At 60.4% G+C, this 25,453-nt stretch carries 24 protein-coding genes; 10 read left to right on the top strand and 14 right to left on the bottom strand.

Translation table 11 applies throughout. The features are described from left to right. Positions 1 to 112: 112 nt before the first annotated feature. The 3 genes from AC061P_RS04330 to AC061P_RS04320 all read right to left on the bottom strand — a co-directional run bounded on the left by AC061P_RS04330 (position 113) and on the right by AC061P_RS04320 (position 3,110). Positions 113 to 1,603, bottom strand: a complete 1,491-nt coding sequence (locus AC061P_RS04330; RefSeq protein WP_480391931.1) for a S1C family serine protease — start codon at positions 1,601 to 1,603, stop codon at positions 113 to 115. 140 nt (positions 1,604 to 1,743) lie between these two features. Then, complete coding sequence (locus AC061P_RS04325; RefSeq protein ID WP_480391930.1) at positions 1,744 to 2,490, bottom strand: PKD domain-containing protein; 747 nt, start codon at positions 2,488 to 2,490, stop codon at positions 1,744 to 1,746. Positions 2,491 to 2,555: 65 nt separating this feature from the next. Then, complete coding sequence (locus tag AC061P_RS04320; protein WP_480391929.1) at positions 2,556 to 3,110, bottom strand: hypothetical protein; 555 nt, start codon at positions 3,108 to 3,110, stop codon at positions 2,556 to 2,558. 94 nt (positions 3,111 to 3,204) lie between these two features. Here AC061P_RS04320 and AC061P_RS04315 point away from each other — a divergent pair, with 94 nt between their 5' ends. Continuing rightward, complete coding sequence (locus AC061P_RS04315) at positions 3,205 to 4,407, top strand: aminotransferase class I/II-fold pyridoxal phosphate-dependent enzyme (protein WP_449648570.1); 1,203 nt, start codon at positions 3,205 to 3,207, stop codon at positions 4,405 to 4,407. A 12-nt stretch (positions 4,408 to 4,419) separates the two neighbouring features. Here the strand turns inward: AC061P_RS04315 and AC061P_RS04310 are convergent, their stop codons facing one another. The 7 genes from AC061P_RS04310 to AC061P_RS04280 form a co-directional block, all read right to left on the bottom strand. After that, entirely contained in the window at positions 4,420 to 5,235 is an 816-nt protein-coding gene (locus tag AC061P_RS04310; RefSeq protein WP_480391928.1) for a carbon-nitrogen hydrolase family protein, read from the bottom strand. A gap of 54 nt (positions 5,236 to 5,289) precedes the next feature. Then, positions 5,290 to 6,516, bottom strand: coding sequence for an NAD(P)/FAD-dependent oxidoreductase (locus tag AC061P_RS04305; RefSeq protein WP_449648572.1), 1,227 nt, complete (start codon positions 6,514 to 6,516; stop codon positions 5,290 to 5,292). Continuing rightward, positions 6,516 to 6,707 carry a ferredoxin gene (locus tag AC061P_RS04300; protein WP_009774276.1) on the bottom strand — a complete coding sequence of 64 codons (192 nt, stop codon included), beginning with the start codon at positions 6,705 to 6,707 and terminating at the stop codon, positions 6,516 to 6,518. Before AC061P_RS04300 ends, AC061P_RS04305 begins: the two co-directional genes overlap by 1 nt. Next, positions 6,704 to 7,582 (bottom strand): fumarylacetoacetate hydrolase family protein, encoded by an 879-nt coding sequence (locus AC061P_RS04295; RefSeq protein WP_449648573.1) that lies wholly within the window; start codon positions 7,580 to 7,582, stop codon positions 6,704 to 6,706. Before AC061P_RS04295 ends, AC061P_RS04300 begins: the two co-directional genes overlap by 4 nt. Next, on the bottom strand, positions 7,575 to 8,486 hold the full coding sequence (locus AC061P_RS04290; protein WP_480391927.1) for a DODA-type extradiol aromatic ring-opening family dioxygenase: 912 nt from the start codon (positions 8,484 to 8,486) through the stop codon (positions 7,575 to 7,577). The genes AC061P_RS04295 and AC061P_RS04290 overlap by 8 nt, the downstream gene beginning before the upstream one ends. Positions 8,487 to 8,488: 2 nt before the next feature. Next, on the bottom strand, positions 8,489 to 9,952 hold the full coding sequence (locus tag AC061P_RS04285) for an aldehyde dehydrogenase (RefSeq protein WP_449648574.1): 1,464 nt from the start codon (positions 9,950 to 9,952) through the stop codon (positions 8,489 to 8,491). Between the two features lie 121 nt (positions 9,953 to 10,073). After that, positions 10,074 to 10,574 (bottom strand): MarR family winged helix-turn-helix transcriptional regulator, encoded by a 501-nt coding sequence (locus AC061P_RS04280; RefSeq protein WP_449648575.1) that lies wholly within the window; start codon positions 10,572 to 10,574, stop codon positions 10,074 to 10,076. A 147-nt stretch (positions 10,575 to 10,721) separates the two neighbouring features. Between AC061P_RS04280 and AC061P_RS04275 the strand changes: the two genes are divergently transcribed. The 3 genes from AC061P_RS04275 to AC061P_RS04265 all read left to right on the top strand — a co-directional run bounded on the left by AC061P_RS04275 (position 10,722) and on the right by AC061P_RS04265 (position 13,772). Further along, positions 10,722 to 11,966 (top strand): cytochrome P450, encoded by a 1,245-nt coding sequence (locus AC061P_RS04275; protein WP_449648576.1) that lies wholly within the window; start codon positions 10,722 to 10,724, stop codon positions 11,964 to 11,966. A gap of 21 nt (positions 11,967 to 11,987) precedes the next feature. Beyond that, positions 11,988 to 13,358 (top strand): pyridoxal phosphate-dependent decarboxylase family protein, encoded by a 1,371-nt coding sequence (locus AC061P_RS04270; RefSeq protein WP_449648577.1) that lies wholly within the window; start codon positions 11,988 to 11,990, stop codon positions 13,356 to 13,358. A gap of 66 nt (positions 13,359 to 13,424) precedes the next feature. Continuing rightward, entirely contained in the window at positions 13,425 to 13,772 is a 348-nt protein-coding gene (locus tag AC061P_RS04265; protein WP_480391926.1) for a cupin domain-containing protein, read from the top strand. A 25-nt stretch (positions 13,773 to 13,797) separates the two neighbouring features. On the opposite strand, the gene AC061P_RS04260 is transcribed toward AC061P_RS04265, so the two are convergent. Continuing rightward, positions 13,798 to 14,505, bottom strand: a complete 708-nt coding sequence (locus AC061P_RS04260; protein ID WP_480391925.1) for a type 1 glutamine amidotransferase — start codon at positions 14,503 to 14,505, stop codon at positions 13,798 to 13,800. A 110-nt stretch (positions 14,506 to 14,615) separates the two neighbouring features. Here AC061P_RS04260 and AC061P_RS04255 point away from each other — a divergent pair, with 110 nt between their 5' ends. Both AC061P_RS04255 and AC061P_RS04250 read left to right on the top strand, forming a co-directional pair. Continuing rightward, complete coding sequence (locus AC061P_RS04255; RefSeq protein ID WP_480391924.1) at positions 14,616 to 15,962, top strand: glutamine synthetase family protein; 1,347 nt, start codon at positions 14,616 to 14,618, stop codon at positions 15,960 to 15,962. 74 nt (positions 15,963 to 16,036) lie between these two features. Continuing rightward, positions 16,037 to 16,621 (top strand): dienelactone hydrolase family protein, encoded by a 585-nt coding sequence (locus tag AC061P_RS04250; RefSeq protein WP_480391923.1) that lies wholly within the window; start codon positions 16,037 to 16,039, stop codon positions 16,619 to 16,621. Positions 16,622 to 16,712: 91 nt separating this feature from the next. Here AC061P_RS04250 and AC061P_RS04245 read toward each other — a convergent pair whose 3' ends face one another. Beyond that, entirely contained in the window at positions 16,713 to 17,522 is an 810-nt protein-coding gene (locus AC061P_RS04245) for an acetoacetate decarboxylase family protein (RefSeq protein ID WP_449648582.1), read from the bottom strand. A gap of 142 nt (positions 17,523 to 17,664) precedes the next feature. On the opposite strand from AC061P_RS04245, the gene AC061P_RS04240 reads away from it, so the two are divergent. After that, a complete protein-coding gene (locus AC061P_RS04240) occupies positions 17,665 to 19,161 on the top strand; it encodes an APC family permease (RefSeq protein ID WP_480391922.1) in 1,497 nt (498 codons plus the stop codon). 93 nt (positions 19,162 to 19,254) lie between these two features. Here the strand turns inward: AC061P_RS04240 and AC061P_RS04235 are convergent, their stop codons facing one another. Beyond that, positions 19,255 to 20,115: a sulfurtransferase gene (locus AC061P_RS04235; RefSeq protein ID WP_480391921.1), complete on the bottom strand. Its 861-nt coding sequence runs from the start codon at positions 20,113 to 20,115 to the stop codon at positions 19,255 to 19,257. A 116-nt stretch (positions 20,116 to 20,231) separates the two neighbouring features. After that, positions 20,232 to 21,776, bottom strand: a complete 1,545-nt coding sequence (locus tag AC061P_RS04230) for an amino acid permease (protein WP_449648585.1) — start codon at positions 21,774 to 21,776, stop codon at positions 20,232 to 20,234. A 218-nt stretch (positions 21,777 to 21,994) separates the two neighbouring features. On the opposite strand from AC061P_RS04230, the gene AC061P_RS04225 reads away from it, so the two are divergent. From AC061P_RS04225 to AC061P_RS04215, 3 genes are read left to right on the top strand one after another with little or no spacing between them, the layout of a single operon-like run. Then, positions 21,995 to 23,362, top strand: a complete 1,368-nt coding sequence (locus AC061P_RS04225) for a glutamine synthetase family protein (protein ID WP_480391920.1) — start codon at positions 21,995 to 21,997, stop codon at positions 23,360 to 23,362. After that, on the top strand, positions 23,343 to 24,092 hold the full coding sequence (locus AC061P_RS04220) for a gamma-glutamyl-gamma-aminobutyrate hydrolase family protein (RefSeq protein ID WP_449648587.1): 750 nt from the start codon (positions 23,343 to 23,345) through the stop codon (positions 24,090 to 24,092). The genes AC061P_RS04225 and AC061P_RS04220 overlap by 20 nt, the downstream gene beginning before the upstream one ends. Further along, positions 24,089 to 25,450 (top strand): aldehyde dehydrogenase family protein, encoded by a 1,362-nt coding sequence (locus tag AC061P_RS04215; RefSeq protein WP_480391919.1) that lies wholly within the window; start codon positions 24,089 to 24,091, stop codon positions 25,448 to 25,450. Before AC061P_RS04220 ends, AC061P_RS04215 begins: the two co-directional genes overlap by 4 nt. Positions 25,451 to 25,453: the final 3 nt, after the last annotated feature.

Below are 25,453 nucleotides of genomic sequence, written 5' to 3'. Positions count from 1 at the left end.
ACTGAATTGTCGGTCGAGCTTATCGCGTTGGCCGCCGACTGCGGTGGTTACACACGTAAACGGCACGCACAGGCGTTGGCCTGTGCGTGCCGCGCACGTGGTTCGGTTCGCGTTACTGGAGCGAACCTAGGGTGACGTCGACGGTGTATCCCTTGCCGTCGCGCATGTAGGTGATGCTGGTGGTTTCGCCGGCCGAGGACGCGCGTACTTGGGCGGTGAGGTCAGTTTTGTTGGTGATGGGGAGACCGTCGAAGCTGGTGACGATGTCGCCTACTTTGAGTCCGGCATCCGCTGCTGCTCCGCCGTCTGAGATGCCGACGATGCTTGCACCAACGACTTCGGCATCGCTCTGGGCGGGGTCGTCTGTGACGTCGGCGACGGATGCTCCGAGAAGGCCGTGGGTTGCTGTGCCGCTTTCGAGGATTTCGTTTGCGACGCGGCTGGCCAGATTTGCGGGGATCGCGAATCCAACACCGATGCTGCCTGCGGTGCCACCAGAGGAGGCAATGGCTACGTTGATTCCGATGAGTTCACCGTCTGAGTTCAGTAGTGCACCTCCGGAGTTTCCGGGGTTGATGGCGGCATCCGTTTGGATCACCGAGAGCGCCACTGAGGCTTCGTTCGCTGTACTTTGACCGCTGCCGTTGCCGTTTTCGCCGAAGAGGTCAAAGTTCCACAGGTCGGGGGCTTGGCTTCCGTCGGGCTCTGGAGCGGTTTCGGGGTCTTCTGGCAGGGCCGATGATGCGATGGTGATGCTGCGGTTGAGGGCACTGACGATTCCGCTGGTGACGGTACCGGAGAGTCCGAGGGGTGCACCGATAGCGACGGTGGCGTCTCCGACGTTGAGTTTGCTGGAGTCTGCAATGTCTATGAAGGGCATATCGCTAGCGTCATCGATGTGGATGACGGCGATGTCTGAGATGGAGTCGAAACCGACGACTGTTGCTGAAAGGAGGCGGCCATCGTTGGTGGTGACTGTGACTTTCGGGTCTGCGACTTTGCCGTCGAGGGTCACGACGTGGGCGTTCGTGATGACGTTGCCGTCTGCGCTGATAATGACGCCTGATCCGCTGCCGCCGGTGTTTTGCCCGCTCACGTTGATGGTGACGATGGCGGGTGCTGCTTTTGCTACCACGGAGGTGACGAGGGTGGCGTTGCCGGGGTCGTTGACGGTGATGGCGGCGGGGCTTGTTGATCCGCTAACGGCTGAGGTTGCTTGGTTGCCGACTGCCCAGAGTGCTACGCCTGCTCCGGATGCGCCTCCGAGGAGCGTGACGATGGCGAAGCCAGCGACGAGTCCGAGTGTCATGCCCGATTTCTTTTTGGGGGCTGCAGTTTCTGTGTTGGCGTCAGCGGCGGCGGCGGTCGCGCCGGGGCCGAAGCTTGCTCCGGTTGCAGCGTTGGGCGTACCTGCCGGGGCTGGGTAGGCGCTGGTGACGGCGGTGCCGGGTGTCGCGGGTGCTGCGGGTGCTGCTTCCACTGGTGCGGTTTCGTTTGCTACGGCATCTGTGGATGAAGTTTGTGTGGGTTCGGGGTTGTTGCTTGGGGTGCTGTTTTCTTCGGGGTTGTTGCTGGGGTCGGATTCTTGGGGGTTTTCGGTCATGGGGTGCTCCTTTCAGCGGTGCTAGCCTCCATCGCCAACCTGTGCATTCTATTTAGGTCGGCTGTGGGTGGGCTGCGCGCTAGGCAGGAGTTCGTCGGGGTGTTGCGTTGTTGTTGGTGGGTTGGTGGCTGTTGTGGTTGTTAGCAGCCGATTCCGGTGGGGTTGGTGTTGCAGTCTTGGTCGACGAGCACTGTGGTGGCGTGGCCGGCTGTTGCGGTGAGTGGTGGGGCGTTGATGGTGAGGGTTCCGATGACGTTTTGCCAGTTGGTTCCTGCGACCCGGTATTCGGCGGTGTAGGTGACGGCGAGGGTAATTGTGTAGTTGCCGGGTTGGTTGTAGATGTGGCTTGTTGGTGTTGGGTCGAATTCGGCGATCTTGTATTTGGCCCAGGTTGTGCCTGCGGAGTTGAGGCTTGCGGTGGTTCCATCGCCATAGTTCCAGTTGTATCCAACGGGCGTGAATCGCACTTGGGCGGTTCCACCAAAGAGGGTGCCGTTGACGATGTGGGCGGATGCGGTGGCATAGAAGTTGGTGTCTAGACCCACGATCATCCACTGGTTGGGTTGCATTGCCGCGACTGGCGTTTGCGGTCGGAAGCTTGCGATGTCAGAGATGGTGATGGGGCCGGACGCTGTGTCAGCGGCGGGTGGCGTCCACGGCACGCACGGAAGTCGCTGAAGATCACACCAACTCTCCCCCACAGAGTTGACTGGCTCTATGGGAGCCTCAAAACTGACGCCATCCGCAGAGTTGTCGTTCGGCGCGGTGCCGCCCGTCGCGGGCACCTCGGTTGTGGCGCCGAGCTCGACGGCGCCATCGGCGACTTCTGCGCTGGGGCATCCCGCTGCAAGAAGGACCCGAGAACAAGAGTTGTTTTGAGAGCTCAAGGCGGGGCCGGAACCTATGCTCCCTGTAATCGCCAGAAAGCTGAGAGAAATGGCAAGCCCGACTCTCAACATGGATCTTCGCTCCAACGTTCAACGCCAGAAACGCTCAGCGAGTCCTTCGACGGGACGAAATCAAAGACCACTTGCAGCATGAGAGTATCGTCGCGGTCGCTCGGCACTATCGATTTACCGGAATCATCCAGTACATCGAGCCCAGAAACGTCCTCGCACAGATAGACGACGACTATTTCGAGAGGGCTACCGACGGGCGAGTACCGCTGGAGTGTCGTGCCGCTAAAACTTGATTCGCCGCGCCCTTTCAGCCCCTTTTCCCTCACTTCAGCGAAAGACTCGAGAGACAAGTCAAGAAAGGCGCCAGTCGTGACTTCAGAAATACGCTCCGCTTCATTCCCGCCAGCGTTGAGAATCTGAGTAGACACTCTTGAGTACTCCGCATAGGCCTCCTCCGCCGCCGCAAGGGCTTCTTCGTCGGTCGCGTAGGGCGCAACGAAGGTGGAGGTCGGTTGAGGTGGGGCCGCAGCATCGGGCGGCGCGCATCCGCTCAGCAAAGTGAGGAGGAGCGCGCCACCCGACGCACGTACGAGGTTCGGTAGCCGCATATGTCGACGCTAAACAGCCCACACGAATGAGGTGCTCGACTTTCCACAGCCAAAAACTGAAACCGGCCCCGCAACTCGTTAGGCTTGCGGAACAATGACTGTTACTGGATCTTGGGAACGCGCCGCCAATGGCGCCATGCTGCTCGGCACCGACGGGCAATTGAGCCAAACAATCTTCGCCGAAATGTCGGCACTCGCCGTGAGCACCGGCGCCATCAACCTCGGGCAAGGATTCCCGGACGAAGATGGCCCCATCGAAGTTTTGGATGCCGCACGCAAAGCCATCAGCGATGGTGTCAACCAATACCCGCCAGGCAATGGCCTTCCCGTGCTGCGCAATGCAATCGCCGAACACCAAGAGCGTTTTTACGGAATCGAAATTGATCCAGACACCGAAGTGCTCGCGACAGCAGGTGCAACCGAAGCGCTAGCAGCAACAATCCTCGCACTCACTAACGAAGGCGACGAGGTCATCACCCTCGAACCCTTCTACGACGCCTACGGCGCCATAATCAACTACGCGCGCGCCACCCACGTGACCGTTCCGCTGCGGGCCCCCGACTTTCAGCCCAACCACGACGACATCGAAGCAGCGTTCAGCGGACGCACCCGACTGATCATCCTCAACAGCCCCCACAACCCCACTGGCAGCGTTCTCAGTCGCGAAACCCTCGAACTCATCGTTGAACTCGCGCACAAATACGATGCCCTCATCGTGACCGACGAAGTCTACGAACACATCACCTTCGGCCACGAACACATCCCCATCGCGAGCCTGCCCGGTGCCTTCGACCGCACCATCAGCATCTCCAGCGGCGGAAAAACGTTCAACACCACCGGCTGGAAAATTGGCTGGATCACCGCACCACAGCCCATCCTGCAAGCCATCATGGCGGTCAAGCAGTACCTCACCTACGTCAACGGTGCACCATTCCAACCCGCAATCGCTGTCGGTCTCGGGCTACCAGATGACTACTTCGACGGCCTCGCCAGCGGTCTCGCCAGCAAACGCGACACCCTCGGCGCAGGTCTACGCAGTGCAGGATTCGACGTCACCACACCCCAAGCTGGCTACTTCATCATCGCGGATGCCGCACCCCTCGGAGTCACGGATGCTGCCGACTTCTGCCGCACCCTGCCCGACCTCGCGGGTGTCGTCGGAATCCCCGTCACCGCCTTCGTACACCCCGAAAACCATGGCGACTACAACACGCTCATCCGCTTCGCGTTCTGCAAACAAACCGACGTGCTCGACCGCGCTGCCGCCCAGCTCTCCGGAATGAAACCGCGCCACTAAGTCCTGGGAGCGCTACCGCTCTTCGCGCGGATGCACACCATAACGGCGCAGCTCCAGCGCGGGATTGATCGCCCTCACCTCATCAAGGCGAGCGTGCTCAATGTGGGCGACCGCGACATCCGTTCGCTCACCAATCGTCACCAACTCAACGCCCATCGGGTCGACGACCATGCTGTGGCCAACACCAATTGGCGGTGCATGATCGGCGGCCGCCACAAAAATAGTGTTCTCAATCGCCCGTGCCGTGAGAAGTGTGCGCCAGTGATACTCCTTCAGCGGCCCACGCACCCACTCGGCAGGCACGACAATGAGGTTGGCTCCGGCATTCACCAAACGGCGAGACACTTCAGGGAAACGGATGTCGTAACAGGTCTGCAAACCGACAGTGAAGCCCTCCCACGAGAACGTCTCCGGCGCACCAATCGACCCCGGAATGACCCAGTCGGATTCTCGCTGACCAAACGCATCGTAGAGATGCTGCTTGCGGTAAGTCGCAACCAGAGCACCTGTCGGAGCGATCGCCACGAGAGTGTTCGAGAAGCGGCCGATTTCATTGCTCGACTCCAACATTCCGGCAGCGACATGAATGCGCAACCGCTGCGCTAATGACGTCAGCGCCTGAACGAAAGGACCATCGAGAGGTTCGGCCGCCGCCAACCAGTCATCACCCATTGTCGGCGTGAAGTAGGCCGAGTACTCGGGGAACACCACAAAGCTCGCACCACGTGACGCCGCCCGCTCAGCAAGCTCAGTGATCGTCGCGATGTTCCCATCGCGATCGTCACCGGGGGCGAACTGGGCTACAGCAATAGTCGAAGCGGAAGTCATTCCCCCACCCTACGACCCGACCCCAGCAACAGGCCGGGAACGAAAGCAGAAAAGCTAAACGCCACCCTCAGCAATGAGTTTGCGATACGGCAGCAGCGCGGCCTTCATGCCAACACCCAGCACGCCAACGAGACGGTTGTCGCGGTAGTAGCCCACGGCAGCCTGCTCGGTGAGATCCCCTTCGAGGATGCGGATGTCATCATCCGACACCAAACCCAAAAGGCCATAAGCCTGCAGCTTGATCTCGAACTGGTTCGACCAGAATGAGGGCATCGGAGCGAACGGTTTCGCCACGACCTCAGCAAAGGTTTCATCGTCGGCCAGGCGCGCCGCCAACACAGCACCAGCACGCTTGCCGGTGTCAGTCGGAATATTCCAGTGCTCGATTCGACGCGGAACATCATCGAACATGGGGTTCGGAAAGCGCGCAATATCGCCAACGACATAAACATCATCGCGAGCGACACCATCGACAGTCACCGCGCGCATCGCATTATCGGCGAGCACCCCATCACTCAAATCGAGATCAGTGCCCTCAAGCCACTCAATGTTGCAGTCCGATCCGACCGACTCGATCAGAACGTCAGTATCAATGACACGGCCGTCGCTCAGCTCAACAGACTCAACCGAAGTCTCGCCATTGATCGCCGCAACCGTCACGCCAGAGAAAATGTCCACGCCCTCCTCGGTGAGCCGGCGGCGCATTTCTTTCGCCACCAACGACCCAAGTGGACGAATCATCGGTTCAACGCTCGGCGTCACAATCGTGACCGAGCAACCCAACTTGCGAGCGGTTGCGCTCAGTTCGCAACCCAAGAAGCCCGAACCGACAACAACAACGCGCGCACCCTCAGTGAGCTCTGCGCGCAACGCCATCGCGTCATCCAGTGAACGAACAACGTGACGGCCAGCAATCGGGGCAAAATCCAAGCGGCGAGCTCGCAGGCCCGTCGCGATAACGAGCGCACGCCACTCCTGCACGTTGCCGTCGTCAGTGGTCAGGGTTCGCGCATCAAGGTCGACCGCGGATGCCCGCACCCCGAGCATCCACTCAACATCACCCATCTCAGCGCGCGACGGAAACGCCACAGCCTCGTGGGTCACGTCCGTGGCCAACACCTCTTTCGACAGAGGCGGACGGTTATAGGGCGCATGCAGCTCGTCGCCAACTACGCGGATCGCACCGGTGTAGCCCGAACGACGAAGAGACTCCGCCGCGCGCAGCCCACCCATCGCCGCACCGACAATAACGACCGGTGCGGCGGGGTTAGCCTCAGACACTATTCGACGATTCGAATGGCCTGCATCGGGCACACATCAACAGCGGCTTCAATGTTGTCGCGCTCCGAGTCGGGCGCTTCCGCCACATACTCAAGCTTGTCGTCGTCGTTGAGCTTGAAGTTGTCTGGTGCCTCGAACACACACTGGCCGTAGTGCTGGCACTGGTTCATGTCGACTTCAATTTTGATCATCGCTTTTCCTCAACTTTCGACGGGTAGAGATCTTTCGACGGAGTTCGAATGCCTCGGAACTCCCAGTCGCCACCCATTGCGGTCGACATTACCTCTTCACTCTCCGTGGGCTGTGCCCCCACGTCGGTGCGGATCGGAGTCGGGCCCGTAACGATACGGTTCGTGAGCTTGCCCAGGCCTTCAACTTCGACCTCGACAACGTCGCCAGGCTGCACCGGACGCGAGAACGCTGGCGTTCCCGAGAACAGCATGTCGCCGGGGCTCAGCGTGATCGTGCGTGCGATGTCGGCCACGAGGTAGTTCATGTCCCACTCCATGTTGTCGGTGTTGTCGTCTTGCTTGACCTCACCGTTCACGATGGTGCGCAACTGCTTGCCGCGGAAATCCCAGTCCGTGACGAGACCGGGGCCGACCGGGGCGAGCGTGTCGCTTCCCTTGACGCGCAGCATTGAACCGGCATCCGTGTCTCGGAAATCGTGCAGACCGTAGTCGTTGCCGATCGAGTAACCGGCGATATAGTCGCTGGCCTGCTCTGGCGAAACGTTGCGGCACGTACGACCGATAACGATGACAATTTCACCCTCGAAGTTCAACCACTTGCAGCCTTCAGGCCGCACAACATCACCCTTGTGGGTGTTGAGTGCGGTAACCGGCTTCTGGAAGTAGGTCGGAGCCGACGGCAGCTTCGTCATGAACTCTTCAGTGCGACTCGCGTAGTTCAAGTGCACAGCGATGATCTTGCTCGGCTCGGTCGGCGGCAAATGGATGGCATCTTCGACGCCAACCTCGCGGCCGTCGCCAGCGACGAGAGTCTCGCCGTGGCGCGTTACCTGCGTCGGGTATCCATCAAGAAGTATTCTGCGGAGTTCAGTCACGAGAGAGAACCACATCCTTTGCTGCTGGGAAGCCACCTTCTGGCTTCGGGAACCACACGTGCACCTGACCGGTGCCGATGGAGTTTTCGTAATCGCTGTACATTACGCCGGGAGCGGTGCACGCTTCTTCGCCAATGGCGCCAGCGGTCATGAGCCAGTGGCCGAACATGGCCTCGGGGCGAACCTTCTGGAACGCCGGCATTGTCTCAAGTACCTGAGCGTGATCGCCAGCCTTGAACCACTCGAGACGTTCGTAATCTGCCTCGCGGGCAGCATCCGAGAAAATGTGGGCCGGATCGGCCATCTCGTGCTTGCGCAGATCGCGCAGCTTGTAGAACGTGTGCGAAAGTGCACCAGAAGCGAGCAGGATGACGCGACGGTCGCTCTTGGCGATCGCCTCACCAATGGCACGCCCCGCGCGCAAGAAGTCTTCATCGGTCGCGGTCTGGCAGATCGAGACGCTCACCCACTTCTTGTCGGGGAGACCCTTGCCCAGGTACTCCCACAGGTTGATTGTGGCGTACATGATCGGCAGATATTCGTCGTCGATCGGAGTGATCCAGGTGCCGTTCTTTTCGGCCTGCTCCCCCATGAGCTTTGCGAGCTCGGGGTCTCCAATGAAGTCGTAGGGAACGCCGCTCATTCCGCGGGGCAGCTCTTCTGACGTGAACTTGCCGTGACGACGCTCGTGCGCCGTGACAACAAACTCAACCGTGGTCGCCCAGTGGCTATCGAGTACGACGACTGTGTCGTAATCGTCATTCTCGAAGTAGTCCTTGCGGAGTCGTTCGAGGCCTTCGACGAGCGTTGAATCTTTGCCCTCATTGAGTTCCATGCGGATCTCTTTGGGCAACATGATCGTAGGTACGTGAGCGATCAGCCCAGCGCCAACAACTTCTCCCATGACTATTCCTTCCATCCGTTCGGTGAAACCACCGTGTTCTTTACATCTGCGTAGAAATCAAACGACCAAGTGCCGCCCTCGCGGCCAACCCCCGACTTCTTGGAGCCGCCGAAGGGGGCCCGCAAGTCGCGCACGAAGAAGCAGTTGACCCAGATCGTGCCGGCCACCAGCTGCTTGGCGATAACGTCGGCGTGCTCGCGGTTGCCCGAAACGAGAATGGCGGCGAGACCGAATTCGGTGCCGTTCGCCATGTCGACGAGTTCGTCATCCGTCGTGAAGGTCTGCATCGTCAGCACCGGCCCGAAGACCTCCTGCGTGACAATTTCACTGCCGACCTCGGGGTTCTTGACGAGCGTCGGCGAGAAGTAGAGCCCGCCGAGTTCAGCGTTGGGGCCGCCTCCGAAGAGGATGTCTGCTCCGCCTTCTTTCGCGCGATCGACGAATCCCTTAATGCGCTCGAAGTGCACGCGGTGAACCTGCGGACCGATGTCGGTCTCGAGGTCGCGCGGGTCACCCTGGCGCAGGGTCGCGACCTTGGCCTTGAATGCTTCGGCAAAGGCATCCGCAATGTTCTCGTGAACAAGAATGCGCGTGCCCGAGAGGCAGACCTGCCCAGCGTTGTCGTACTGCTCAACCGCGAGGGTAGCCGCGAGTTCAAGGTCGGCGTCTTCCATCACGATGCAGGGGCTCTTACCGCCGAGCTCGAAGCTGCACGGAGTGAGGTTGTCAGCGGCCGCGCGGGCAATCGACTTGGCCGTCGGCACCGAGCCGGTGAACGAAATGCGGCTGAGGTCGGGGTGGGCGACAAGCGCGGCGCCCGCTTCTTTTCCGTACCCCTGAACGACGTTGAACACGCCGGCGGGAAGGCCAGCTTCGGCGGTGATGTCGGCGAAGAGGGAGGCCGTGAGCGGCGTCCATTCGGCCGGCTTCAGCACGACCGTGTCGCCAGCGGCGAGCGCCGGGGCGATCTTCCACGTGGCGAGCATCAGCGGTGCGTTCCACGGCGTGATGAGCGCGGCGACTCCCGAAGGGTCCCACGAGACGTGGTTGTTGTGGCCTCGAGTTTCGAAGTCGGGATGCCCGAGGTCGTTCACGAGGTAGTCAGCGAAGAAACGGAAGTTGTGGGCCACTCGCGGCATCACGCCGCGCAGGTGGCTGCGCAGCAGCGCGCCGTTGTCCATCGTCTCAACGTTGGCGAGGTCGCTGACACGTTCTTCGACGAGGTCGGCGATCTTGTGCATGATCGCTGCACGGTCCTGGGGGCTGGTGGCAGCCCAGCCGGGGAAGGCGGCGCGAGCGGCGGCGACGGCCAGGTCAACTTCGCGTTGACCGCCTCGGGAGATCTCACCGAGTGCGCTGGCATCGATCGGTGACACGTTGGTGAAGGTGTCGTCTGAGGCGACGCGTTCTCCATTGATGAAGTGCCGCGTATCGACGGTCACTCCGGCTACTTCAACGTTGGTCATAGTGTTCCCGTCTCGAATCGCTCGCCGTTAAGTCATTCGGATGCTAATGACTTACCTTAGCGAGTGATTCGAGCCCAAACAAGAGTTCGGGGCATCCGGCAACTAAAAAACCGCGGGAAAGCTAGTTCTTTGGCTCGACACCAGCGGTAATCACTCGAAGCATCTCCGCGAGCTCTTCACGCTTGTTGGGATCTACGGGGCCAGTAACGGCCTGCTCCTGCAGGTTGAACGCAGGAAAAAGCTCCACCATCAGTTCGCGGCCGCGATCAGTGAGCTTCACCACAACTAGACGACCGTCACTGACGCTGCGAGCGCGAGTGAGCCAGCCACGACGCTCGAGAGTGGAGAGAACGCCGGTGAGAGTGGCTTTCGAAAATCCTCCTTCGAGCGCGATCTGGCGCGTCTCGATGGGCTCCCAAATCCACGTGACCCACAGCACAACAAAAGCCGTCCACGACAGGTTGTGCTCAGAAAGCACCGTGCGTTCAAAGTGGTTCCGCACGGCGTTCGCTGCGCGAAACAGATTCGAAGCAACTGCCATCGCCGAGTAGTCCAGCGGTAACCCGCCAACTTTCTCCTGCACTTGACGCTCTGTTTCAGTGAGTGTGTGTGGTCCGGCCACGGAGGGTCCCCTCGCTCGCATTTAGCTGTCGTTACTCTATCCAACCCCCGGCGTTCAGAAAGTTTTTGTCCGCATCGCTCGCAGAATCGTGACGATGTGGCATATTGTTTGTATCCAAACAACCCACGGAGGATTGAGTTGACTTCAATGGCGAACGTCACCCTGGCAGACCTAGATCTGTTCGAGAACGGCACACCCTGGAACGTATTCGACAAGCTTCGAGCAGAGGCACCCGTGCACTGGTCGGAAGAACCGGCGCCCAACCACGGCTTCTGGTCGCTCACTCGGTACCACGACATCGTCTCCGTGTTGCGAGACACCGAGACGTTCTCGAGCGAACGCGGAACCGTCAACCTCGAAGAACTCGACGCTGACCAAATCGAAGCACGCAAATCGATGCTCGAAACCGATGGCGTTCGTCATCGTGCGCTGCGTCGTCTCATGCAGGGCGAGTTCACCCCTCGGGCGGTTGCGGGCTACGAGACCTTCCTCCGTGGTCTCACCGCCAGCACTCTCGATGCGGCATTCGCGAACAAAGAATTCGAATTCGTTGACCAGGTCGCGGCCGACTTCCCCATCCGTGTGCTCGCCAAAATGCTTGACGTGCCAGACACCGATATCTACAAGCTCATTGACTGGGGCAACCGGATGATCGGCAACGACGATCCGGAACACGCCGATGTTCTCGCGAGCTCCGCTGAGAGCGAGCAGTACCGGCTCTTGCCGTTCCGCTCCCCCGCCGCCCTCGAAGTGTTCGAATACGGCAACGCTCTTGCCAACGAACGCCGCGGCAAAGACGGCACCGACCTCGTCTCGCGCCTCGTCAATCAGACGCCAATGGACGGCAAGGAACTCAGCGAGCGCGACTTCAACAGCTACTTCCTGCTGCTCGTCGTCGCCGGCAATGAAACCACGCGCCACACGATCACTCACTCCATGAACTACCTCATGGACAACCCTGACCAGATGGCTCTCCTGCAGGAAAAGCCCGAGCTGATCCCCTGGGCTGTTGAAGAATTCCTGCGCATGGCCAGCCCGGTCTACCACTTCCGTCGCACTGCGACGAAAGACACCGAGATCAACGGCCAGGCCATCAAAGAAGGCCAGAAGGTCGTCACGTGGTTCGCTGCAGGCAACCGTGACCCCGAAGTGTTCGAAAACCCATACAAGATGGATGTCACCCGTAACCCCAACGAGCACATGGCATTCGGTCGCGGAGGCCCGCACATGTGTCTCGGAAACTCTCTTGCACGGCTAGAGATCCGTATCATGTTCGAGAACCTGTTGCCCCGGATCTCCGGAATGACGAAGCTCAGTGAACCTGACCGTCTGCGCAGCAATTTCGTCAACGGAATCAAACGACTCCCGGTAAGCGTCGAACTAGCAAAGTAGGCCCATGAGCGAGGTAGTCACATGAGTGAAGTTCGGCCACAAGGCAGACCACACGCAGTATGGGGCGACGAGACTGAAGTAGTACAGCTCGCCCTCGACTGGACCGCCAAGCGAATGGTTCGCGAAACCGACCCACTGTCGACAGCACGGCCTGCGGCCGAGTTGGCGGCAGCGGTCGGCGACGCGATCCGCCCGGAAGGCATTGGTGGCGCAGAAGCACTGCGCATTTTTGACGAAATTCTTGAGCCAGCAACCCGCGCTCAAGATGACCCGCTCAACCTCGCCTACATTGCTGCCGCTCCCACCCGAGCTGCAGTCGCCTTCGACCTCGTCACGAGTGCCGCCAATATTTTTGGCGGCCTCTGGGAGTCCGGTGCTGGCGCAATCTTTGCCGAAAATCAAGCCCTTGAGTGGATCATCAGCCTGCTCGACTGGCCAGACACCGCCGGCGGCACGTTCGTCTCTGGTGGCACCTCCGGCAACCTCTCCGCGCTCATGACCGCGCGCGAAACGGCCAAGACTCGTCGCGGCGGACGCCCGGCCGGCGGTTGGCAACTTGCCTGCACCACGAACGCTCACTCATCGATCAACTCCGCCGCGAAAGCGCTCGACGTCGACGTCGTCGATGTCCCCATTGACGAGCGAGGGCACATGACCGGGGCAGCCCTGCGGGCCGTTCTCGAACAGTCACCCAACGTCTTTGCTGTCGTGGCATCCGCTGGAACAACCAACGAAGGCCTCGTCGACGACCTTGCCGACATCGCCGAAGTGTGCGAAGAGTTCGGTGTGTGGATGCACGTCGACGGCGCCTATGGCGGTGCAGGGCTCGCAGCCCCGAGCATCCGCCATCTCTTCGACGGAATTGAACGGGCAGATAGCTTTATCGTCGACCCCCACAAGTGGCTCTTTGCGCCCTATGACTGTTGTGCCCTCGTGTATCGCCAGCCTGAGCTAGCGCGCGCCGTACACTCCCAGCACGCCAGCTATCTGGATGCGATCGACCGCAATGAGTGGAACCCAAGCGAGCTCGCCCTGCACCTCTCGCGTCGCGTGCGCGGGCTGCCGCTGTGGTTCAGCCTCGCCACCCACGGCACCGACAAGTATCGAGATGCCATCGAAAGCTCGGTGACGACGGCGCGCGAAGTCGCCCGTGCGATTGAGGCGACCGACTACCTCGAAATCGTGCGCGAACCCGAACTCTCGGTGCTGCTTTTTGTGCGCACTGGCTGGACCGCTGAGCAGTATTCCGAGTGGTCTAAACAGTCTGCGCACGACGGCGTCATCCTGTGCGTGCCGACCTCCTGGCGCGGCCAAAGCGTGTTGCGGCTTGCTTTCGTGAACCCTGACACCGAGACCGTCACAGTGATGGCGGCCCTCGAAACGCTGCGCTGAGGCGGCCCTGCGGTAGCTTTACCCTAGGGCGCAGTGCGGCGACCCGAGCAGGAAGGGCGTCACGAAATGAAGACAACGGTTTCTTTGACTGAGATGGCAGCGACGGAATTGGCGAGTGCTGTCGCGTCGAATAATGGGCGCAGCGCCGTGACCATCTGCGGTGGACGCGATGCCCAGCTCCGACAGACCCTAATGGCCCTTCGCGCCGGTGAGGGCCTCTCCGACCACTCCAGCCCCGGAGAAGCTACGTTGCAAGTTCTCCTTGGCCACATCACGCTGCGCACCGCCGACGAGTCGTGGGAGGGCACGCCAGGTGATCTCCTGCCGATCCCGACCGCGATTCATGCCGTGGACGCGCTCGAAGATTCTGTGTTTCTCCTCACCGTGGTCAAAGCTCAACCGTCAGAATCCTGAAGACTCTTTTGTCGCGATCGTGCTGTTAGCCGAGCTTGGCTACGCGGTCGAGGAAGGCATCAACGAGTGCAGCAGTGCGCTCCCCCGCGACCACTTCTTCCGCGCGCGTTTGCGCGATCATGGCCGCAGGGTTCTGCCCGTCGGCGACCACTTCGTCGATACCGCCCTGATCGAGCCAGCCCTCGAGAATTGCGGCGTTGAGCTCGGGATGAAACTGCACGGCAAGACTTCGGCCGTAGGTGAATGCTTGAGGCGCAACCGGGTTGCGGGCAATTTCGACGGCGCCGGCGGGCATCGTCCACTGGTCATAGTGAAACTGAAACCACGGGCCATTCGATACAAGCGAGGTGTCGTCACTGTGAATCGCCGTCCAGCCGATCTCAGCCTTTTCGCCCCGCGCTACGGTGCCGCCGAGGGCGCGAGCAATGAGCTGGCCTCCAAAGCAAATTCCGAGCACCGGGATGTCCGCCTCGATAGTCGCACGCACCCAGTCAAGTTCCGGAGCCAACCATCGGCCGATGCAGGTGTCATCCCACGCCCCCCACGGCGCACCCATGGGAATCACAAGGTCGTATTGCGACACATCCGGAAATTCGAAGTCCACATTGGGGTTATCGAAATTCTCCTCGGCGACAACCATGATTTCGTCAATCTCAAAGCCGCGCTCACGCAGTCGATCGCCGACTGGGCCGCTGGCGGTGACGTGATCGTGTTGCACCAAGAGAGCTCTCATCTGTGTACCTTTCAGGTAAATTTCTCGCGATGAGTGGACAGCCACACCGCTATGTGGCTTAGTATCTCACTAATCGTTCAGTGCCGAACGATTTATTTTTCGGAGGAAGAATGACTCTCGACATAGCAGCGCTTCAAGCAGACTTGCAGGCAAAAGGGATCGATGTTCTGCGCCTGATTTTCCCGGACGTGCTCGGAATTACCCGCTCAAAAGATCTTCTCGTCAGCCAACTGCACCACAGCAAGTCACCGCTGTTTTGCCAAGGAGTCTGGGTCACAACCACGGGCGGCGATGTGCTCGATGGCAACGACATCATGACATCCGGTCTTCCCGACCTTCTGACCCAGATCGACCCGAATACGCTGACGATGATGCCGTGGGAGCCTGGTGTCGCGATGGTGGTCGGTGACGCCTTCAACCCCGACCACAGTGTCAGCGAGGTTGCGCCCCGATCCGTTCTGCAGAGTGTGATCGCCCAATACAAAGCCATCGGCCTCACCCCCACCCTCGGCCCAGAGCTTGAGTTTTATATCGCGAATTACGACGAAGAGAACGGCTGGAGCCGCAGCCTCAGCCGCACCGGTCGCGTCTACACAACCGGCGAAAGCGTCGACCCAGGCGGACAGTTTCTCCACCTCATGCGCATGCTCGACGGTATGGATATCGGTGTCTTCGCCGGCAACCACGAATTCAGTCCCTCGCAGTACGAGATCAATCTTTGGCATTCCGAAGCTCTGGATGCCGCCGACCGAACCTTCCTCTTCAAAACGGCAGTCCGCGACATCGTCGCTCACACTGGCAAGCACGCTCTCTTCGTTGGCAAGCCGTGGGACGACGAAGGCGGAAGTGGATTCCACCTTCACTTCTCGGTCGTCGACGAACAGGGAAACAACATCATGTCGGATGGCGGGCAAGGCCTCTCGGAGGTCGCCAACCACATGATTGCTGGCATCCTCGAAAACGCCGGAGCCATCGCAGCGCTCTCGAACCCCACGGTAAACGCCTACAAGCGACTTGGACCAGACACGCTCGCTCCGTACCGCGCCAACTGGGGCCACGATAACCGCAGCGCAATGCTGCGAGTTCCGCCCGAGCGCGGCGCCGGCACCCGACTCGAAATGCGACTCGGGGATGCTGCCGCAAACCCGTACCTGCTCATCGCCTCCGTTCTGGCCGCCGGCCTTGACGGCATCACACGGAGCCTCACAGCCCCAGCGCCGGTCGCAGGATGGGCGTACGAAGACAACTCCGCCCCCATCCTGCCGATGTCGCTCAAGGCCGCTCTCGACGTCTTAGACGACGACACCGTCATGCGAAGCGCAATGGGCAGCACAATCATCGATGTCTTCAGTGTGCTCAAGCGTGACGAAGTGCGCCGCTACGAGGACTCAGTCGCCGACAACAACACCCGCGACGTAAGCCAATGGGAGATCGACGAGTACTTCGCCGACTACTAAATCGCTAGCGCGAATGTGTGTCTGCGACGCCCGCCTCTTGACAGAGTGTCAGTCGTCGCAGGCACACTAATTTCATGACAAATATCGCGTTGTTTCACTCCGTTCTTGGCGCACGCCCTGGCTTTGATGATGCGGCCGAGCGGCTGCGAGCCGAGGGTCACAACGTCACCGCTGTCGATCAGTACGGTGGCCGCACCTTCGACTCGTATGACGAAGCGAGCGAGTTCGCCGAAGCCATTGGTTACCCAGCGCTCATGAGTCTCGCCGCGCAGGCCGTCGAGCACCTGCCTGATGGTTTCATCACGGCAGGGTTCTCCAACGGCGGCGGCATGGCGGAGTACGTAGCGACCCAACGAATTGTGGCTGGAGTTCTGATGTTCTCGGGTGCGTTAGATCTGTCGATGCTCGGCGTCGACGCCTGGCCCGCCGGGGTTCCCGCTCAAATTCACTACGCGCTCGATGATCCTTTTCGCAGCCAGGCCGAGATAGACGCGGTCACGCAATTGGTGCGCGCTGCGGGAGCGCCAGTCGAGGTGTTCGACTATCCGGGTGCCGGCCACTTGTTTACCGACAGCTCCCTGCCAGCAGAGTTTGACGCAGAATCCACTGAACTGCTGTGGTCCCGTGTGCTGCCGTTCTGCGCGTCGCCTCCGGCCTAGCGCGTAGCGTTCATTTTTCTGGTCCCGGGCTCAATAACGCACGAAGCCCCGCCGAGCAGGTCGGCGGGGCTTCTCTTGGTACTAAAGAAACTTAGATCGCCTGTGAGCGGTCCTCTACGAGTTCGCCACCATTGAACGTGACACCGATCTCGCGATAGTAGCCGCCGAGAATCTCTTCGACGGGCAGAATCGAGTGCAGTTCATCCCACTGCGAGTCACCCAAGTGAAGTTCCGCATCGCCCTTCCAGGTTTCGCCGATCTCAACATCAGTGCCACCCATGGTGATGAGCTGGTCGAGCGACATGCCGGCATCCTTGCTAATGGATGGCATGAACCGGCTGTGCAGCATCTTGTGCCCGTTGACAAAACCATTGCTCTCGGCAGGCTCGCGCAGCGTAACAACCGCGGACGCGAGGCGGTGATCGTAGGCCGCGATGGAGGCACCGAATTGGCCGCCGTTCTCGAGCTTTGGCGTTGCCTTGCCGGCATTGAACACCCGCGTGACCGCGATGTTGCCGAGCTTCTTGGGGTAACCCTGGAACCAACCACGGCCGATGGCGAAGTCTTTGTTCACCCAAATGGCGACGCAGCGGCTGTACACGATGCCCTTGTGCGAGCAACGCACAACCATGAACGCTTCGAGATACTGGGCGCGCACGGGGTCCAGCAACTCGAGGCCGCCAGTGCTGCACGATTGCCAGTCAGCCCAGACGATGGCAACGGCGCCAGGCTGCTCAGGGGCAAGGTCAATATCGTCAGGAAGAATCGCGCGCACGTTTGCTGGATCGGTCAAATACTCGACAGTGAGTAGCGTTCCCGAGTAGTACCAGGGCATCTTCGGCACGAGCGAACTTGACCCTTGCGGGGTGAGCGGGGGAAGGAATCCTTTGAGTTCGGTCATGCGCCAGAGTGTAGCCCAAAACGGTTCGTATCCGAATGAATTTCCTAAATAGCTTGACTAAGACACCCTGTCTTCGCCATTGTTGTACCCAACTCGTTCGGATACGGACGACTTGATTCAGAACTCAACGAGGAGTTTCACCATGGCGCTTGACCAGAAATCCCAGGAAAGCCCCGATCGGACCCTGCGCAAAGGGCGACTCGGCGTAATCGGAATTGTCTTCTTTGTTGTGGCAGCAGCCGCACCGCTCGTCGGAATGACGGGCGCGGTACCCGTCGCCATTGTTCTTGGCAACGGAGCAGCAGCCCCCGGTGCTTACCTATTCGCGGGAATCATCCTTCTCTTGTTCAGTGTCGGCTATGCCGCAATGAGCCAGCGTGTAACCAACGCCGGAGCTTTCTTCGCGTACATCGGGCGCGGACTCGGTCGCAACGCCGGAATCGCAGGATCATTCGTTTCGGTGCTTGCCTACCTCACGATTCAGCTCGCAATCTACGGCTTCTTCGGCGGCGTCATGGCCGGCCAGGTCGGGCTGCTCCCCTGGTGGGGCTGGACACTTCTCGCCTGGCTCGTCGTTACCGCGCTCTCACTAGCGCGAGTCGACATCGGCGCCAAGCTGCTCGGTGTGCTGATGCTCGCCGAACTTACGGTGCTCATCATCGCGGCCGTCGCGATCCTCGCCGATGGTGGCCCAGAAGGGCTCAACTGGGCAGCATCCTTCTCCCCTGACCTGATTCTGGCCGGTGGCCTTGCCGGTTCCGCCGGAATCGCCTTCGCCTTCGCCTTTGCATCGTTCATCGGATTCGAAGCAACTGCCATCTACGGCGAGGAAAGCAAGGACCCGAAGCGCGCAGTACCCCGCGCTACGTACCTCGCGGTTGGCCTCATCACGGTGCTCTTCGCGTTCACCGCATTCGCACTTGTCACCGGAATGGGCGCCTCAAACGTTATCGAAGAGACCCTTGAACGCTCGGCAGGTCTCGAAGACCCCGCCGCAGTACTGTTCACCCTGGCCAGCCAATATGTTGGCCCGTGGCTCGCAACGCTCATGAGCATCCTCGTACTATCGAGTCTGTTTGCTGGACTTCTCGCCTTCCAGAACGCGGCAAGCCGGTACCTCTTCGCCCTCGGCCGCGGTGGCGTCATCGCCAGCTCAGTCGGAACCGTGAACGGTCGCGGAGCTCCTGGCCGCGCATCCATCATCGTGTCGGTCATCACCGGAATCGTGATGTTCCTCTTCGCTGTCTTCCAGCTCGACCCCATCGGCAACATGTTCTTCTGGTTCAGTGGCCTCGCAGTTGTAGCGATTGTGCTGATTGAAGCGCTCGTCTGCATCGCGATCATCCGCTTCTTCCTGCAGAATAAGGGCACCGAAAACATCTTCGTCACGATGATCGCGCCGATCCTGGCCTTCATCGGTCTCGTGCTCGCCGAGTACCTACTGATGTCGCGCTTCGGCCTCCTTGCCGGTGAACTCACGCTTAATGCCGGTGTTGACCCGACGGTCACCGCATTCGGACTCAACGCCTTCGGTTGGTTCCTCGTGCTCTCCCCATTCATCGTTCTCGTGATCGGCTACATCGTGTCGCTGACCCGCAAGAACCTCAACGAAGAACTACTGCAGGACGTTATTTCCTAACCTCTGCACACGAAGGGCCTCGACACTGCGGTGTCGGGGCCCTTCGTGGTTAACAGGACAGGCGCGACGTTGCGAGCTACGCAGTGGTTCGAGTTACGGGGTAGCGCCGGTCGCGACCGGTCGCTCGGGCTGGTTGGCCCACGCCGACCAGGAACCAGGAAAGAGCGCCGGTCGGAAGCCAGCAACGGTCAACGCCAGAGCATCGTGCGCCGCCGTAACGCCAGAGCCGCAATACACCCCAACCGCCCGATCGAGGCTGACACCGAGAGCCTCGTAGCGCTCGCGCAACGTTTCTGGATCGAGGAAGTGACCAGCGTCATTGAGGTTGCCCGAGGCGGGTGCACTGATCGCTCCCGGGATGTGACCGGCTCGGGGATCGATTGGCTCGACCTCACCGCGGTAGCGCTCGCCCGCCCGCGCATCAAGCAGCACACCAGTCTCGGCAAGAGCGGCAGCGTCATCCGTGCTCAATACAGGTTCGTTGCCGGTACTCAGCGTTACCGTGCCGGGTTGAGCGTTCGTGATGTCAGCTAAACCTGCTGCGAGTGGATGCCCTGCCGCCGTCCACGCGGAAAGCGCACCATCGAGCACCCGCACGTTCTCGACACCCATGTAGCGCAGCAGCCACCAAGCGCGGCCCGCGGCGAGACTATTCCAGTCGTCGTACACAACAACGGTGTCGCCATCGTTGATCCCCCAGCGTCGCGCGACTGACTGGAAATCAGCCACAGCAGGAAGAGGATGGCGACCTTCGTGAGGTTCACCGTGACGCGCGAGTTCGGTATCAAGATCGACATAGACGGCTCCGGGAATATGACCCGCCTCATAGAGAGGCAGCCCGTCTGGTCCGCCCAAACTCCAGCGCACATCGAGAACGCGAATGGGCGCTCCCCCACTGGCTGCGTCGTCGAGCAGCGCAGCGAGTTCATTCGCGGTGATGAGGGGGTGAGGCATCCGATGCTCCGATCATTGGGGTGGTTCCATGATCGCACTCAGAGCAGTCATTCGCTGCGGTGAAATTGTGTTCCCGTCGACGCGACGAACGCAGCCGACGGGAACACAAGAACTCCTTAGATGCGGGGTTCGTCCCGACCGTCGGTGGCGAGGAGTTCCTCCTCGACGGCACCGCCATAGCCCTCCTTCTGAGGATCGCCGTGGAGACCGCCAGAGATTGCGTACTCCTCCTCAGGCGAAAGCACGAGACGCTTGCGACCGTAGAGGGCAAAGATGACGAGCATCACGATGTAGACCACCGCAATTGCACCGATGGCGGGGCGAGCGGGTTCGTTGATGAAGAACCCAAAGAAGATCGCCAACGAAAGAACGCCGGCGATGATCGCACCGGGAACACCCCAAGGGCTGCGGTACGGGCGGCTCGCGTTCGGGAACTTCTTGCGCAGGATCAAGAACGACACCATCTGCAGAACGTAAGCGATCACGGCACCCCACACGGCAATGTTCAGAACGATCGCACCGGCTACACCGTCAGCGCCACCGAGCGAATCAACAAGCACGAGCGCCACGTAGCCGATGATCGCGCCTACGAGCAGGGCGACCGCGGGAGTCTGGCGCTTACCCGTGAGCGAAAGGAACTTCGGGTAGTAGCCAGCACGTGAGAGTGAATACATGTTGCGCCCATAGGCGAACATGATTCCCTGCAGCGATGCGAGTAGTCCGATCAGTGCAAACAGGGCTAGAGCTGCAGCGGCCTGGTCGCCCACAATGGCGCGGAAGCCGTCGAGCAGTGGCTCGCCCGAGCTCGAAATCGTGTCGGCTCCGACGATGCCCGTGTTAAGGAACAGCACCAACAGTCCCGTGATGATCAGGGTTGTGCGTGCGATCAAACCAGCCTTGGGAATGTCGCGAACCGGGTCGTGTGCCTCTTCAGCGGCGAGAGGAAGTTCCTCAATGCCGAGGAAGAACCACATCGCGTAGGGAAGCGCGAACAGGATCGGAATCACGCCGTGCGGCAGGAACGATGACTGCCCAGGATCCGGAGCGATGTCGAACAGGTTGTCCCAGCTGAAAAGGCCGGAGAATGCTGCCATCGCCGAGAACACAAGAAGGATAGCGATCGAAATTACCGCAACAATGATCGCGAATTTGAAGGAAATCGCCGCACCCGCGGAGTTGAGGCCGATGAAGACGGCGTAGAGGATTAGCCACCAGACGGGGGTGGGAAGCGAGAAGTCCAACAAATTGCTTGTAATGAAATCTACATAGCCCGCAGAGAAGTAGACGATTACCGCGGTAGTTGCGACGTATTCGATTGTCTCAGCGAGGCCGGTGACGAAACCGCCCCAGGGTCCCATTGCTGCTCGGGCGAAGGAATACGCGCCTCCCGTATGCGGCATGGCCGAGGCCATCTCACCGATGCTGAAGATCATTCCGTAGTACATGAAGATGAGGAGTGCGAAAGCGATCAGCATTCCGCCGAAACCGGCAAAGCCGATTCCGAAGTTCCAACCGGAGAAGTCTCCTGAGATAACGGCGGCGACGGCGAGACCCCAAAGGCCCCAGATTCCGGCGGTGCGTTTGAGGGTGCGTTTTTCGAAATACCCGGCCTCAGCCGTGGTGTATTTCACCCCGGAGACGTTCAGTGTGTCTTTGGACATCCTGTTTCCTTTGCGCTCTGGTTGGGTGCAACGACGGGTCGGGCACACAACTCTGTGAGAATCCTTGCGATGACTATACGGCGATCAATGGTTGTTGACTACCCATAATCACGAGAATTTTGCCGGTTTGACGCGAGTATTGTGACCACATCTCTCGGGTATCTGTGTTCTAATGGTTGGAAAGTGCACCATTTGACTCGCTCAATGAGGAGAAGTTTATGACCGCCCACTCCGGAAACCTCACGCTCGATGAACTGTCGGCAGACGTCGCGTCCGGCGCGATCGACACAGTCCTCGTGGCATTCACTGACATGCAGGGGCGACTCGTGGGCAAGCGACTGTCGGCACGACTCTTTCTGGAGGATGCCGCCGCTCTCGGTGCTGAGTGTTGCAACTACTTGCTCGCTGTAGACGTCGACATGAACACCGTCGAGGGCTACGCGATGTCGAGCTGGTCGCGCGGCTACGGCGACATGGTCATGGTTCCAGATCTGGCAACCCTTCGTCGTGCTCCCTGGCTCGTAGCCACTGCGCTTGTTACCGCCGACCTCCAGTGGCACGACGAATCGCCCGTCGCGCCCTCGCCCCGCCAGATTCTCAAAGCCCAGCTTGATCGTCTCGCCGAGCGCGGCCTCGACACCTTCGTCGCTACAGAGCTCGAATTCATCGTCTTCGATGACAGCTATCGGGACGCATGGAAGAAGGGCTACCGGGAGCTCTCCGCTGCCACCGACTACAACATTGACTACAACGTATTGGCGTCTACGCGCATGGAACCGCTGCTCCGGGACATCCGTAACGGCATGGATGGCGCCGGAATGTACTGCGAAGGAGTCAAAGGCGAGTGCAATCCTGGCCAGCAAGAGATCGGCTTCCGCTACGCCTCAGCACTCGACACCTGCGACAACCACTCGATCTACAAGAACGGCGCGAAAGAAATCGCCGACGCCCACGGCAAGAGCCTCACCTTCATGGCGAAGTACAACGAGAAGGAAGGCAATAGCTGCCACATCCACATCAGCCTGCGGGGAACGGACGGAACCGCAGTGTTTGCCGACAAGGATGCCGAACATGGCATGTCAAAAATGTTCCGCCATTTCATCGCCGGTCAACTCGCGGTCATGCGCGAACTCACCCTCTTCTCTGCCCCGAACATCAACTCCTACAAGCGCTATGTTCCGGGAAGCTTTGCGCCGACCGCGCTGGCCTGGGGGCTCGACAACCGCACTTGTGCGCTTCGCGTCGTCGGTCAGGGACACGGAATGCGAGTAGAGAACCGCGTTCCCGGCGGCGACGTGAACCAGTACTTGGCCGTCAGCGCCCTCATCGCAGCAGGGCTCTATGGGATCGACAATGAGCTCGAACTCGACGATGCCTACGAAGGTAATGCGTACACGAGCGACGTAGCCCGAGTGCCGTCCTCGCTACGGGAAGCCACCGAACTGTTCGCGGCCTCGACGTTCGCCAGGGAAGCGTTTGGCGATGAAGTGGTCGACCACTACCTCAACTACGCCGCCGTTGAGCTAGCGGCCTACGACTCGGCAGTTACCGATTGGGAAAAGGTGCGTGGCTTTGAGCGTCTCTGATCGGCCCGTTATCGGCCTGACTACCTACCTCGAACAAGCTCAGACCGGTGTGTGGGATGTTCCCGCCGCGTTTCTACCGAAGGCCTACTTCGAGGCGGTCACTCGCGCTGGCGGCATCGCGGTGCTACTTCCGCCACAGCCCGTGAGCCCAGAAATCGCCCGTCGGGTGCTTCAAGGGCTTGACGGACTCATCATCACCGGGGGCAAAGACTTCGACCCAGCGCGCTATGGCCAAGAACCGCACCCGACCACCGACGAACCTCGACTCGACCGCGACGCGTGGGAAGACGAACTCGTTCGCCAAGCGCTCGATGCCGACCTGCCGTTCCTTGGCATCTGCCGTGGTGCTCAAGTGCTCAACGTCGCCCTCGGTGGCACCCTGCACCAGCACCTACCTGACGTCGTTGGCCACGGAAATTACCAGGTGGGTGGCGGCATCTTCAGCCATCTTCCCGTCGAGATAGAAGCCAATTCGCAGATCGACCAAGTGCTCGGCGGTCAAGCTGAGCCTCTTGTTGTTCCGCTCTATCACCACCAAGCAATCGATCGCCTCGCCGACGGACTCGTCGTCACGGCACGCACGAGCGACGACGTGATTGAAGCTGTCGAACTGCCGTCGGCAACCTTCGCGGTCGCCGTTCAATGGCATCCCGAGGCAGCACCAGAAGACATCCGACTGTTCGAAGGGCTCGTCGAAGCGGCCCGTCACTACCGAAAGGCTCTCGCGTGAGCACCTACACCGTCATCAACCCAGCGACTGAGGCCGAGATCGGCACAGTCGATCTGCTCGATATCGAAGCGACGGATGCGGCAATCGCCCGTGCCGCCGTCGCCCAGAAGGCGTGGGCTCGCGTCTCGCCCGCCGACAAGGCGCTGATGTTGCGCCGCTTCGCGCAGACGGTAGACGGCGACCTCGAAAATCTTGCTGCACTGGAGGTCAGCAACTCCGGGCATCCGATCTCGCAGGCTCGCTGGGAAGCCGGCCATGTGCGCGACGTTCTCAACTATTACGCTGCAGCCCCTGAGCGGATGTTCGGCCAGCAGATTCCCGTGGCTGGCGGCCTCAACGTGACGTTCCACGAACCTCTCGGCGTCGTTGGTGTTATTACGCCGTGGAACTTTCCCATGACGATCGCGGCATGGGGATTCGCGCCGGCCCTTGCGGCAGGCAACGCTGTGGTGCTGAAGCCTGCTGAGTGGACTCCGCTCACGAGCATCCGACTGGGCGAACTCGCTCTCGAAGCCGGCCTTCCCGAGGGACTGTTCCAGGTTCTACCCGGCAAGGGTTCCGTCGTCGGCGAGCGCTTCGTCACCAACCCCACCGTGCGCAAAATCGTTTTCACCGGGTCGACCGCTGTGGGCAAACAGATTATGGCCGGATGCGCGGACCAAGTGAAACGGGTCACGCTCGAGCTCGGCGGAAAGAGCGCCAATATCGTGTTCGCGGATGCCGACCTGGAGAAGGCAGCCGCTGCAGCACCCTACGGAGTTTTCGAAAATGCTGGCCAGGATTGCTGCGCCCGCAGCCGCATCCTCGTCGAACGCAGTGCTTACGACCGTTTCATGGAACTTCTTGAGCCTGCCGTTGCCGGCGTGCGCGTTGGCGACCCCAATGACGAAGCGACCGAGATGGGTCCGCTGGTTTCAGCCAAACACTTGGCTTCGGTGCAGTCGTATGTGCCCGCGGATGCGCCCGTCGCGTTCCGCGGAAACGCCCCGGACGGGCCGGGCTACTGGTTCGCGCCCACCGTGCTCACCCCTGAATCGCGCCAGGACCGCTGTGTCACCGACGAGATCTTCGGGCCCGTCGTCACGGTGCTGCCGTTCGACGACGAGTCCGACGCACTCCAATTAGCCAACGATTCTGAATATGGGCTCTCTGGTTCTATCTGGACGAGGGATGTCAGCCGGGCCATCCGGGTTTCTCGCGGCGTCGAAGCCGGCAACCTGTCGGTTAACTCGCACTCGTCGGTGCGGTACTCGACGCCGTTTGGCGGCTTCAAGCAATCCGGCCTCGGCCGCGAACTCGGTCCCGATGCACCACTGAACTTCACCGAAACCAAAAATGTTTTCATCGCCGTCGACTGACAA

This window comes from Rhodoglobus sp. G.S.4 (assembly GCF_056619605.1).
The sequence above is the reverse complement of the archived record's forward strand: the minus strand, read 5'-3'. Positions and strand labels throughout refer to the sequence as shown.